This window comes from Paraburkholderia phenoliruptrix (genome assembly GCF_019511605.1).
Lineage (GTDB): Bacteria > Pseudomonadota > Gammaproteobacteria > Burkholderiales > Burkholderiaceae > Paraburkholderia > Paraburkholderia phenoliruptrix_A.
In genome coordinates, this window is record NZ_JAEUAV010000005.1 from 91,002 (window position 1) to 103,380 (window position 12,379).

Annotated in this window: 11 protein-coding genes; 6 read left to right on the forward strand and 5 right to left on the reverse strand. The window is 65.0% G+C overall.

Features of this window, described 5'->3' with window-relative positions; all coding sequences use genetic code 11:
- Positions 1 to 120: 120 nt before the first annotated feature.
- Together JNB89_RS09545 and JNB89_RS09550 are read right to left on the reverse strand one after the other, a co-directional pair.
- A complete protein-coding gene (locus tag JNB89_RS09545; protein WP_013339220.1) occupies positions 121 to 606 on the reverse strand; it encodes a PaaI family thioesterase in 486 nt (161 codons plus the stop codon).
- A 202-nt stretch (positions 607 to 808) separates the two neighbouring features.
- Positions 809 to 2,383: a PLP-dependent aminotransferase family protein gene (locus JNB89_RS09550; RefSeq protein ID WP_220362035.1), complete on the reverse strand. Its 1,575-nt coding sequence runs from the start codon at positions 2,381 to 2,383 to the stop codon at positions 809 to 811.
- 214 nt (positions 2,384 to 2,597) lie between these two features.
- Here JNB89_RS09550 and JNB89_RS09555 point away from each other — a divergent pair, with 214 nt between their 5' ends.
- Both JNB89_RS09555 and JNB89_RS09560 read left to right on the forward strand, forming a co-directional pair.
- Positions 2,598 to 2,954 carry a hypothetical protein gene (locus tag JNB89_RS09555; RefSeq protein ID WP_218741918.1) on the forward strand — a complete coding sequence of 119 codons (357 nt, stop codon included), beginning with the start codon at positions 2,598 to 2,600 and terminating at the stop codon, positions 2,952 to 2,954.
- 94 nt (positions 2,955 to 3,048) lie between these two features.
- Positions 3,049 to 3,573, forward strand: a complete 525-nt coding sequence (locus tag JNB89_RS09560; RefSeq protein WP_220362036.1) for an LEA type 2 family protein — start codon at positions 3,049 to 3,051, stop codon at positions 3,571 to 3,573.
- On the opposite strand, the gene JNB89_RS09565 is transcribed toward JNB89_RS09560, so the two are convergent.
- The 3 genes from JNB89_RS09565 to JNB89_RS09575 form a co-directional block, all read right to left on the reverse strand.
- Positions 3,574 to 4,752: an acetyl-CoA C-acyltransferase gene (locus JNB89_RS09565; protein WP_218741916.1), complete on the reverse strand. Its 1,179-nt coding sequence runs from the start codon at positions 4,750 to 4,752 to the stop codon at positions 3,574 to 3,576.
- 112 nt (positions 4,753 to 4,864) lie between these two features.
- Entirely contained in the window at positions 4,865 to 6,949 is a 2,085-nt protein-coding gene (locus tag JNB89_RS09570) for a 3-hydroxyacyl-CoA dehydrogenase NAD-binding domain-containing protein (protein ID WP_220362037.1), read from the reverse strand.
- A gap of 184 nt (positions 6,950 to 7,133) precedes the next feature.
- Positions 7,134 to 8,819, reverse strand: coding sequence for a 3-(methylthio)propionyl-CoA ligase (locus JNB89_RS09575; protein WP_220362038.1), 1,686 nt, complete (start codon positions 8,817 to 8,819; stop codon positions 7,134 to 7,136).
- 282 nt (positions 8,820 to 9,101) lie between these two features.
- Between JNB89_RS09575 and JNB89_RS09580 the strand changes: the two genes are divergently transcribed.
- The 4 genes from JNB89_RS09580 to JNB89_RS09595 all read left to right on the forward strand — a co-directional run bounded on the left by JNB89_RS09580 (position 9,102) and on the right by JNB89_RS09595 (position 12,369).
- A complete protein-coding gene (locus JNB89_RS09580) occupies positions 9,102 to 10,658 on the forward strand; it encodes a protein adenylyltransferase SelO (RefSeq protein WP_220362039.1) in 1,557 nt (518 codons plus the stop codon).
- Positions 10,659 to 10,700: 42 nt separating this feature from the next.
- The gene (gene msrB, locus JNB89_RS09585; RefSeq protein ID WP_013339212.1) at positions 10,701 to 11,123 is read left to right on the forward strand and encodes a peptide-methionine (R)-S-oxide reductase MsrB; all 423 of its coding nucleotides are present in this window, start codon (positions 10,701 to 10,703) and stop codon (positions 11,121 to 11,123) included.
- A gap of 402 nt (positions 11,124 to 11,525) precedes the next feature.
- Positions 11,526 to 12,056, forward strand: a complete 531-nt coding sequence (locus JNB89_RS09590) for a septation protein A (RefSeq protein ID WP_013339211.1) — start codon at positions 11,526 to 11,528, stop codon at positions 12,054 to 12,056.
- A 1-nt stretch (position 12,057) separates the two neighbouring features.
- Entirely contained in the window at positions 12,058 to 12,369 is a 312-nt protein-coding gene (locus JNB89_RS09595) for a BolA family protein (RefSeq protein WP_220362040.1), read from the forward strand.
- Positions 12,370 to 12,379 lie beyond the last annotated feature (10 nt).

Genomic DNA, 12,379 nt, shown 5'->3' on the forward strand with positions numbered 1-12,379 from the left:
GGTGTGCCGCAGGTGCCGCGTGTGCCGCGTGTGCCGATGTCGCGCTGGCGCATACGCGCTGCGGCTGCATCAGAAAACGCATGCACCGACACCGCTTGCGGCGCACGCGCTGCAATTGCCTCAACCGTCGCTAGGACCGGGTTTTGCCGACGGGTCGCTGCGCAGGCGCTGGCGCGTCACATCGCGGCCCACCGCAAGCCGGCGCATGTACTTGAAGGTGCCGAGCGCCTTGGCGACGAAGTGTCCCTCGCTGTCGCGGATCTCGCCTTCGCAGTACGCCATGGTGGTCGAGCGGTGCAGCACGCGAGCAGTCGCGCGCAACTCGCCGCGGCCCGGCTGCATGAAGTTGACCTTCATTTCGACAGTGACGACACCCACGCCGTCGCCCGCGAGACTGCGTGCGGCCATCGCGAGCGCGACGTCGGCAAGCGTCATGGTCACGCCGCCATGCGCGACGTCCCACGTATTCATGTGTTCAGGCAACAGCGGCAGCATCACTTCGCTGGCACCGTCCGCGGCCGACACCAGTTGCGCGCCGAGCCGGTCGACGAAAGGGCTCTCGGGCAGCGACGCAGCGCCCGCGGTGGATGAAATTGAATCTGTCATTGCGGCTTTCGGTTTTCCCTGTCCTGACTTGCGAGTGCGCGAAGCTGCCCACGCGCGGATACACCGGTCATACGCGGATACACCGGTCATACGGCGAATCGCAGACGCGCGCAACGCATAGTGCGTAAAGAGAGGGAATCATACCTGCTATGGGGTTTCGCGGTCGCGAGCAACGCGTGGCGTGGCGCGGCATGCCGCGTGCTCACTTCGCGTCGGTGCGAGCATTGCCTGACGCTCGCACCGACACTCGCGCCGACGCACTCACGCCGCCTGCGTCGCCGCGCGCCGCCATCGCTGTCGCGAGGCCACCGAGCTTGCGCACCGCTTCGTCGGCGAGATCGAGGTCCGTGCTCGGGCAGCTCAGACGAATGAAGTGATCGAAGCGGCCCGCATTTGAAAAAACCGTGCCCGGCATCACGCGAATGCCTTCTTCCAGCGCGGCATGGAAAAAGGCGGCCGACGACACCACGCGCGGCAGCTCGATCCAGAAGAACATGCCGCCGGCGGGCGGCGTGAAACGCGTGCCCTCTGGGAAAGACGCGCCAAGCGCCGCCGACATCCGCTCACGCTGCAAGCGCAGGCGGTCGCGCAAGCGCCGCAAATGCCGCTCGTACGCGTTCGTCTCCAGAAACTCCGCGAGCACGACTTGCGACAACTGCTCGTTGTGACGCGACTGCGCGAATTTCAGCATGCCGATACGCGGATGCCAGCGTCCGCCGTTGATCCAGCCGATCCTCATGCCGGGCGCGAGCGTCTTGTTGAACGACGTGCAATGGATCACGGTGCCGTCGGTGTCCCAAGCCTTCAGCGAGCGCAGCGGCTGGCCGGTGTCCACCAGTTCGCGATACGGGTCGTCCTCGATCAGCGCAATCCGCGCCGCCGCGCACAACTCGACGAGCCTTGCCTTGTGCGAATCGGGCATTACGCTGCCAAGCGGGTTCTGCAGATTCGGCACCACCACTACGGCCTTGATGTCGGGATGCGTGTTCAAGGCGAACTCGAGCGCCTCGACAGCAAGGCCGGTGCTCGGGCTCGCAGGAATTTCGAGCGCGCGCAACCCGAGGCTCTCCAACGCCTGCAACAAACCGAAGAAGCACGGCGATTCGACAGCGACTGTGTCGCCCGGTTGCGTGACCGCCCGCAACGCGAGGTTGACCGCCTCGATGCCGCCGTGCGTCATGATGATGTCGTCCGCGCCGATCTGAATGCCGGCGTCTAGCGCACGTCGCGCGATGATCGCGCGCAACGCCGGATCGCCCTGGTCGGGGCCGGCCGCGGTGAGCAGCGTGGGCCGCCGGCGCAAGGCGCGCAGCGCCGCTTTCTGCAACGCATCGGTCGGATACAGATCAGGCGAGGCAGTCGCGCCGCCCAGGTTGAACGCGTCCGGATAGCGCTGAAATTGCGCGACGATGGTCGAAATGGCCGAATGAATGCCGACGAATTGCGCGGCGCCGGGCAGCGTGGCGAGGTCGGGTTCGGACGCGGCGGGCAACGCGGCCTTTCGCGACGCACGAACGAAATAGCCGGCGCGCGGCTGCGCCTCGATCAGCGCCTCGCGTTCGAGCACGCGGTAACTCTCGGTTGCCGTCGCAAGGCTCACGCCGTGACGCTGCATCAACGCGCGTATCGACGGCATGCGCTCGCCCGAGCGCAGCACGCCGTGGTGAATCGCGCGACGGTACTGCGCCGCCAGTTGACGATAGAGTGGCTCGCCGGCTGCTGCATCGTTTGGCGGCGCAAGCGGTACGCCGGTGTGGGCCTGGCTGTGCGATGGCATAACTTGTTGAGTACAGATTGCCGATGAACGGCTCGTGACCCGATGGTGCGCAGTCCCCGCGCACCGCAACAGATACACATGCAGTGCATTTTGACCGATACAGCGCATTAAACAGCGCGTCTGTACCGGTTCAGATGCTGGTTGCCTGCGGCTGTTTTCATCGGCACCGGCGCAATAAGCTGGACAGCATGCAAACGGTAACCGGGAGACGTTCATGTCAGCTTGCGCCAACCCAGCAGTATGCCGCCTCGCCGCCGGCCAGATTGCCCTTCACGACCTGCGCGCGCGAAGCTGCGTGATCGCCCTTGAAGGTGATCTGCAACTCGCGTTTCGCGATCATTCTCTCGCATGGCTCGGCGAGGCGCTCGCCCCCACGTCGATCGTGCTGCGCGAAGGTCAGTGCTTTATCGTGCCGCAACGCGGCGTCGTGTCGATCAGCGCCTCGCAGACACGGGCGGCGGCTTTCGCGCTGCAAGCATCGCGCACAGCAGCCAGCAGCCGCGCGCGACCGGCGCATCTCGCGCGCCAACTCGCCGCGTTTCTGAAGACCACATGGCGGCGCGCCGCCTGAAGGCGGCGGTGCGGCCACTACCGGCCGCCCGGGCCTCAGCCCTCAGCCCGCCCGCTACAATGCATGACCTTATCCGCTCTTTGAGGTGCCGGTCATGTTCTTCGTCCGTCCGCTGTTCAGCGCGAGCCTGTGCCGCGTCGCTGCGTTATGCACGCTTGTCGTTACGCTCACCCTCGGACTCGGCGGATGCGCGGGACTGTTCGGCGGCGACCCGTTGCGCGTGAGCGTGGCGGGTATCGAACCGCTCGAAGGCCAAGGGCTCGACATGCGCTTTGACATCAAGCTGCGCGTGCAGAATCCGAATGAATCGGCGATAAGTTTCAACGGCGTGTCGCTCGACCTCGAATTGAACGGAAAGTCGTTTGCGAGCGGCGTCAGCGATCAGGGCGGCACAGTGCCGCGCTTCGGCGAAACGGTGCTGCACGTACCGCTGACGGTGCCCGCGTTCGCCGCGGTACGCCAGGCCTTCGCATTCGCCGGCGCCGCGCAGTCCGGACAGGTGCCTTACGTTTTGCGCGGCAAACTGGCAGGCGGCCCGTTCGGCACGACGCGTTTCGTCGATCAGGGCACGCTCAGTCTGCCGCCCAGTCTGCCCATGTCCGGCTCTGCGCTGCCGTAATCACGCCACTTCGAAGAGGCCTGCTGCGCCCTGCCCGCCGCCAATGCACATGGTCACCACGACGAGCTTCGCGCCGCGCCGCTTGCCTTCGATCAGCGCGTGCCCGGCGAGCCGCGCGCCCGATACGCCATACGGATGACCGACCGCGATTGCGCCGCCGTTCACGTTCAGCCGTTCGTGGTCGATGCCGAGCTTGTCCGCGCAATACAGCACCTGTACCGCGAACGCCTCGTTCAGTTCCCACAAGTCGATGTCGTCGACTTTCAGGCCGGCCTGTTTGAGCAGCTTCGGCACCGCGAACACCGGGCCAATGCCCATTTCGTCCGGCTCGCAGCCCGCCACCGCGAAGCCGCGGAAAATGCCGAGCGGCTGCAGACCTTCGCGCTCCGCGAGCTTTGCATTCATCACCACACAGGCCGACGCGCCGTCCGAAAACTGGCTCGCGTTGCCCGCGGTAATAACGCCGCCCGGCAGCGCCGTGCGGATCTTCGAGACGCCTTCGAGCGTGGTGTCCGCGCGAATGCCCTCGTCGCCGCTCACGGTCACTTCCTTCGTGAAGAGGCGCCCGGTCGCCTTGTCGGCGACGCCGGCCAGCACGGTCAACGGCACGATTTCGTCCTTGAAGCGGCCGGCTTCCAGCGCGGCCGCGGCGCGCTGCTGCGAGCGCACGCCATATTCGTCCTGACGTTCCTTCGAAATCGCATAGCGCTTTGCGACGTTCTCGGCGGTCTGCAACATCGACCAGTAGATTTCCGGCTTGTTCTGGCTTAACCAGCCTTCGGTCATCATGTGGCGGTTCATCTCGTTCTGCACGCACGAAATGGATTCCACGCCGCCCGCGACGAACACGTCGCCTTCACCGGCAATCACTCGCTGAGCGGCAAGCGCAATAGTTTGCAATCCAGAAGAACAGAAACGATTCACCGTCATGCCCGGCACGCTGACCGGCAAGCCGGCGCGCAGCGCGATTTGCCGCGCGATGTTCATGCCCGTGGCGCCTTCGGGATTCGCGCAACCCATGATCACGTCCTCGACGCGCGCCGGGTCGAGCTTTGCGCGCTCGACCGCGGCCTGGGTCACATGGCCGCCGAGCGTCGCGCCGTGGGTCATGTTGAAACCGCCGCGCCACGACTTGGCGAGGCCCGTGCGAGCGGTCGATACGATTACGGCGTCAGTCATGCAAATCTCCTGCGTGTCAATGTCGATAGTGGCGCGCGACGATGCGCGGCAAGGGCATGCGCCACTTCAGTCGTTCGCTCAGTCGCTCTACGCAAGCGGCGTAGGCGCGCCGTCAGCCGTTGAAGCCGCGGCCCGTTGCCGCGAGTTCTGCGATGCGCGGCGCGAGTTGCCACGCGTCGCCGTTGCGCTGCGCGGCATAGCGGCGTATCGCGCGCTCCACGGTGTAAAGGCCGACGGTATCCGCATACAGCATCGGGCCGCCGCGATGAAGCGGGAAGCCGTAGCCGGTCAGATAGACCATGTCGATGTCCGACGCCTTCGACGCAATGCCCTCTTCGAGAATCTTCGCGCCTTCGTTCACGAGCGCAAAGACGAGGCGCTCGACGATTTCCTCGTCGCCTATCTTGCGGCGCTCAGTGTCGGTTTCCTTCGAGTAAGCGACGATCATCTCGTCGACCAGTTTCGACGGCTGCGCGGTGCGCTCGCCCGGCTTGTAGTCGTACCAGCCGCCGCCCGTCTTCTGGCCGAAGCGCCCGGTCTCGCACAGCCGGTCGGCGATTTTCGAATAATGCATGTCGGGCTGTTCCTGATAGCGGCGCTTGCGGATCGCCCAGCCAATGTCGTTGCCGGCCAGGTCGCTCATGCGGAACGGACCCATCGCAAAGCCGAATTTTTCGATGGCGCGATCCACCTGCGCGGGCAGCGCGCCTTCTTCCAGCATGAAGAGCGCCTGGCGGATGTACTGCTCGATCATCCGGTTGCCGATAAAGCCGTCGCACACGCCGGACACCACCGCCGTTTTTCTGATCTTTTTTGCGAGCTGCATGACGGTGGCAAGCACGTCTTTCGCGGTCTCCTTGCCGCGCACCACTTCGAGCAGCTTCATCACGTTAGCTGGGCTGAAGAAGTGCATGCCGACCACGTCTTGCGGACGCTTCGTGAATGAGGCGATCCGGTTCACGTCGAGCGTGGACGTATTGGACGCGAGAATCGCGCCGGGTCTGGCGATTTCGTCGAGGCGCCGGAACACCTGTTCCTTCACGCCGAGTTCCTCGAACACCGCTTCGACGATCAGGTCCGCGCTCTTCAGGTCGTCGTAGGAAAGCGTGGGCGCGATGAGCGCCATGCGCTCGGCCACTGCCTCGGGCTTGAGCTTGCCCTTCTTCACGCTCGCTTCGTAGTTGCTGCGGATCGTGGCGAGGCCGCGCTCCAGCGCTTCCTGCTTCATCTCGAGCAGCGTGACCGGAATGCCCGCGTTGATGAAGTTCATGGCGATGCCGCCGCCCATCGTGCCCGCACCGATCACCGCCACCCGGCGAATCTCGCGCACCGGCGTATCGGCCGGCACGTCCGGGATCTTGCTGGCCGCCCGTTCGCCGAAGAACGCATGGCGCAGCGCGCGGCTCTCGGGCGTTTGCACGAGCGCCGTAAAGCACTCGCGCTCGACTGCGAGCCCCTTGTCGAAGCCATGCTTCACACCTGCTTCAACCGCATCGATGCATTTGAGCGGCGCGGGAAAATGCTTGGCGACAGCCGCGACGCTATTGCGTGCGAATTGCAGGAAGCCTTCCGCGTTCGGATGCTCGATCTTGCGCTCGCGCACTGTCGGATGCGGGTCTTCTTTCGCACCGACCTTGCGCGCGAAGGCAAGCGCCGCAGCCGCGAGATCGCCTTGCACGAGTTCGTCGAAGAGGCCCGAGCCGGCGAGCTGCTGCGAGTCGACGGGCGTGCCGGACACGATCATGTTGAGCGCGGCCTCCAGACCAATGGCGCGCGGCAGACGCTGCGTGCCGCCCGCGCCCGGCAGAATGCCGAGCTTCACTTCGGGCAAGGCGATCTGCGCGCCCGGCGCGGCGATGCGGTAATGCGCACCGAGCGCGAGCTCGAGGCCGCCGCCCATCGCCACACTGTGAATGGCCGCGACTACCGGCTTCGCGCTCGCCTCAACAGCCTTGATGACGGTGGCGAGCGTCGGCTCCTGGGTCGCTTTGGGCGTGTTGAATTCGGTGATGTCAGCGCCGCCGGAGAATGCCTTGCCCGCGCCTGTCAGCACGATGGCCTTGATGCCGGGGTCGCGCTGCGCGCGCTCGATGCCCTCCATGATTCCCAAGCGGGTCGACAGCCCGAGACCATTGACGGGGGGATTGTTCAGCGTGATGACGGCGACGCCGTCATGGGTTGTGTAGTCCACTGCCATCTGCCTGCCTCCGTGCGATGCATCGCATCCGTGAGATGAGGCGGCGCGCGATGCGCCGCCCGTCCGGTTCGCCGAGCCGGTGCATGGTCCAGCTCCAATGCGCCGGCCTTCGCCTTCAGCTTAGGCGGCGGCTCCGGTGTCAGCAGGCAGAATACACAAAAAAGCACGCTCGTTCAATTTATCGTCAGGCGGGGTTTCCCCTGGCGAGCGGGCAATCCGCGCCGTGCAAGCGGTCTTCGAGTACGGACGGCAGCACGTGGTCGCGGAACATGTCGCGCAACTTGAGTTTTTGCAGCTTGCCGGTGGCCGTATGGGGCAACTCGTCGACGAAGACGACGTCGTCGGGAATCCACCACTTCGCCACCTTGCCGTTGTAGAACGCCAGCAGTTCCTCGCGCGTCACCTGCTCGCCCGCGCGCCGGACCACGACGAGCAGCGGCCGCTCCGTCCACTTCGGATGCGCGCATGCAATGCAGGCTGCCTCCGCGACAGCCGGGTGAGCGATCGCCACGTTTTCGACGTCGATCGAACTGATCCATTCGCCACCGGACTTGATGACGTCCTTCGAGCGGTCGGTAATCTGCAGGAAGCCGTCGCGGTCGATGGTGGCCACGTCGCCGGTGGGGAACCAGCCGTCCACGAGCGGCGAGTCGTCCTTGCGGAAGTAACGGTCGATCACCCACGGCCCGCGTACATACAAATCGCCGAATGCGACGCCGTCCCACGGCAATTCCTTGCCGTCGTCGCCGACAATCTTCATGTCGACGCCGTAAAGCGCATGCCCCTGCTTCTCCAGCAGCTTGCGCTGCTCGGCCACTGGCCGCTGCGATTGTTCCCACGTGAGCTTGGACAACGTGCCGAGCGGCGACATCTCCGTCATGCCCCACGCATGAATCACCTGCACGTTGTAGTCGTCGACGAAGGTGCGCAGCATCGCGGGCGGACACGCGGAGCCGCCTATCACCGTACGCTCGAGCGACGAAAAACGCGAGCCGGTCTCGCGCAGATGGTTCAGCAGGCCGAGCCAGACGGTCGGCACGCCAGCCGAGTAGGTGACGCGTTCGCGCTCCATCAGTTCGAACAGCGACTTGCCGTCCAGATCCTTGCCGGGGAACACGAGCTTCGCGCCGGTGAGCGGCGCGGCGTGCGGAATGCCCCAGGCGTTCACATGGAACATCGGCACGACGGGCAGCACCGAATCGCGAGCGGACAGGGCCATGGCGTCGGGCAACGACGCGCCGAACGCATGCAGCACCGTCGAGCGATGCGAATACAGCGCGCCCTTCGGGTTGCCGGTCGTGCCCGACGTATAGCAGAGGTACGAAGCCGCGCGCTCGTCGATGAGCGGCCATTCGAAATTGCCGTCCTGCGCTTGCACCAGCGTTTCATAACTGAGCGCCGGTGTTTGCATCGCGGGCAGATGCGCTTCGTCGGCGAGCGCAATCCAGCCGCGCACTTTCGGGCATTGCGGCGCGAGCACGTCGACGAGCGGCGCAAACGTGGTGTCGAACAGCACGTAGGCGTCATCGGCGTGATTGACGATGTAGGCGATCTGTTCGGGAAAGAGCCGCGGGTTGATCGTGTGGCACACAGCGCCGAAGCCCGTCGTGCCGTAATAGGTTTCCAGATGCCGGTAGCCGTTCCACGCAAGCGTCGCGACGCGCTCGCCGGACTGTACGCCGAGTGCGATGAGCGCCTGGGCAAGCTGCTTCGCGCGCCGTTCGCAGTCGCGATACGTATAACGGTGGATGTCGCCTTCGATGCGCCGCGACACGATCTCGGCGCTGCCGAAATGCCGCGCGGCATGCGCAAGCAGCGAGGACACGGTGAGCGGCACGTCCATCATCTGACCAAGCAGCGGCATCGTCATAAAGAGTCGTCTCCTCGCGTTTTTTGCGTTTCAGGGATGCGGATCGGAATGCGCCGTTCGTGATGCCGTTTTGCGGTGCCTGCTTTTGATGCCGTTTTTGTTGCGAACTGTGACGCCCTTTGCGCTGCGATTCATCACGCCGTCCACCGGTCCACCGGCCGGGCCGTCAAATTGCTGAAGCTTGTGGCACAAGCCGGCGCCGCGCCGGGCAACGCACCGGCAGGCCCGCTGCAGCGCCGCGGGTGCGGACTTACAATATCGGTTAATAGTGAGGCGCTCAACATGTCGTTTTCCCCAAGCATTGCAGGCTCGAACGGGCCTGTGGCGGCACTTTCCGAAGCTCTTTTCACCTCCGCCGACAACGCGTTCGCGCGGCTCGGCAGCACGTTTCTCACCCGTCTGCCCGCCACGCCGCTCAGCGCGCCTTATGTTGTCGGCTTCTCTGCGCAGACCGCGGCGCTGCTCGGACTAGAGCCCGGGCTCGAAAAAGACCCGGAGTTCGCCGAGCTCTTTTCGGGCAATGCCACGCGCGAGTGGCCAGCCGAGGCGCTGCCGTATGCATCGGTGTATTCGGGGCATCAGTTCGGCGTGTGGGCCGGGCAGCTCGGCGACGGCCGCGCGCTTGGACTCGGTGAAGTGGAACACGCCGGCCAGCGCTACGAGCTGCAACTGAAAGGCGCGGGCCGTACGCCCTATTCCCGCATGGGCGACGGGCGCGCGGTGCTGCGCTCGTCGATTCGCGAGTTCCTGTGTTCGGAGGCGATGCATCATCTGGGCATTCCGACTACCCGCGCGCTGTGCGTGATCGGCTCGGACCAGCCAGTGCGGCGCGAGGAAATAGAAACGGCCGCCGTGGTAACGCGCGTCGCGCCGAGCTTCGTGCGCTTCGGCCACTTCGAACACTTCTATTCGAATGACCGCACGGACGCGCTGCGCGCGCTCGCCGATCATGTCATCGAGCGCTTCTATCCGCATTGCCGCGAAGCCGACGATCCCTACCTCGCGCTGCTGAACGAAGCGGTCGTGTCCACCGCGGATCTGCTGGTCGAATGGCAGGCGGTGGGCTTCTGCCACGGCGTGATGAATACGGACAACATGTCGATACTCGGCCTGACCATCGACTACGGGCCATTCGGCTTCATGGACGGCTTCGACGCCGGCTACATCTGCAATCACTCGGATTCGCAGGGCCGCTATGCGTACCGGATGCAACCGCAAATCGCCTACTGGAACCTCTTCTGCCTCGCGCAAGGACTGCTGCCGCTGCTCGGCGAGCGGTACGAAGAGAGCGTGCGCGCGGACAAGTCGATCGAAGATGCGCAGCGCGTACTGGCCGGCTTCAAGGACCGCTTCGGTCCCGGGCTCGAGCGGCGCATGATGGCGAAGCTCGGGCTCGCCGCCGAGCGCGAAGGCGATGCGGCGCTTGCAAACCGCCTGTTCGACGTCATGCACGCGAACCGCGCAGATTTCACGCTGACGTTCCGCAATCTCGCGCGCGTCTCCAGGCACGACGCAAGCGGCGACGCGCCGGTGCGCGACCTGTTCCTCGATCGCGCCGCCTTCGACGCTTGGGCGAACGACTACCGCGCGCGGCTGTCCCATGAAACACGCAGCGACGCGGAACGTGCCATTGCAATGAACCGGGTGAACCCCAAATTCGTGCTTCGCAACCATCTGGCCGAAACGGCGATCCGTCGCGCGAAAGAGAAGGATTTTTCTGAACTCGAACGTCTGGCCGCCGTGCTGCGCCGTCCGTTCGACGAACAGCCCGAGCATGAAGCCTATGCCGGCTTGCCACCCGACTGGGCGAGCTCGCTGGAGGTGAGCTGCTCGTCCTGACACCCGGCGCACTCCCATCACAAGCCTGAGACAGAACCGACCATGAACAATCCCGACGACCTCAAACACGACGCCCCCGCAGTGCAGAAAGACGACGCCGAGTGGCGCAAGCAGCTTTCGGAGATCGAATATCAGGTGACGCGCCATGCCGCCACCGAGCGCCCATTCACCGGCCGTTATCACGATCACTGGGAACGCGGGGTCTATGACTGCGTGTGCTGCGGCACGCCGCTCTTCGAATCGGACACCAAGTTCGACGCCGGCTGCGGCTGGCCGAGCTACTTCAAGCCGATCAACGGCGAGGTAATTGCCGAGAAAACCGACCGCTCGCACGGCATGCTGCGCATCGAGGTGCAATGCAAGAACTGCGGCGCGCACCTGGGCCACGTGTTCGAGGACGGCCCGGCGCCGACCGGTCTTCGCTACTGCATCAATTCGGCTGCGTTACAATTCGAGCCCAAGTAGCGTAGCGCCGTGGCGGTGCGCGGCGCGCGCCGGGTGGACCGGTCAACCGGCCCGTCCCGCGGCCGGACTGGGCGCCGGGTTCACGCTGGCGCGCATGGGTCGGCGGCCGGTGTGGTGTTAGCGCGGTGTTAGCGTGACGTTAGTCTCCCGCCGGCTGGTGCGGTGGCGGTGGCGGTGGCGGTGCCCGTGGCCGTATGACGGCGCGCTCCCGCAGCGTGTGCTGCGTCGTTCGAAACGAACCCACGCAAGGCCGTTGCCGTGGCGCCGTTCGCCGCGAGCCGGTTGCGCGAGGCAAAGCCTGACGCCGCTCGCCGTCACGACTGCAATACACGAGCCGTTCATCGCACTGCGCCACGTTGCACTAGTGCCCCTCTGACTCACTCTGCGAGTTCCCGTTCAGCAATGAAATTCCTGTTCGATCTGTTCCCGATCATCCTCTTCTTCGTCGCCTTCAAGGTGTGGGGCATCTTCACGGCGACGGCAGTGGCGATCGTCGCCACGCTGGTGCAGATCGCGTGGGTCGCCTTCCGGCACCGCAAGGTGGACCCGATGCTGTGGGTGAGCCTCGGCGTGGTGACCGTGTTCGGCGGCGCGACGCTCGTGCTGCACAACGACACCTTCATCAAGTGGAAGCCGACCGTGTTGTACTGGGCTTTCTCCGTGGTGCTGATCGTCTCCCAACTCGCGTTCAGCAAAAACCTGATCGAAGCGATGATGGGCAAGCAGATCACGCTGCCCCACGCGATCTGGGGCAAGCTGAATATCATCTGGGCGATCTTTTTCGTGCTGCTCGGCCTGCTCAATCTGTTCGTCGCGTACAACTACACGACCGACCAGTGGGTCAATTTCAAACTGTTCGGCGCGACCGGCTGTCTGGTGGTGTTCATCGTCGGACAAAGCTTGTGGCTGTCGAAATACATGAAGGAGGAATGACATGAGCGACGCGTTCATGCACGCGACGACCGCCGAGCGCGCCGGGCTGATCGAGGCGCGCCTCACGGCCGCGCTCGCGCCCATCGCGTCGATCCAGATCACCGACGACAGCGCACAGCACGCCGGCCACGCGGGCGCTGCCGCCGGCGGTCATTTCAGCGTCACGATCGTGGCTGCCGCGTTCGCCGGCAAGCCCCGCGTGGCGCGGCATCGCATGGTGTATGATGCGCTGGCCGATGCCATGCAGCGCGGCATTCATGCCCTTGCAATCACGGCTTACACGCCCGAAGAATTCGCTTTGTTGTCCCGCTAGGAAAACTTCC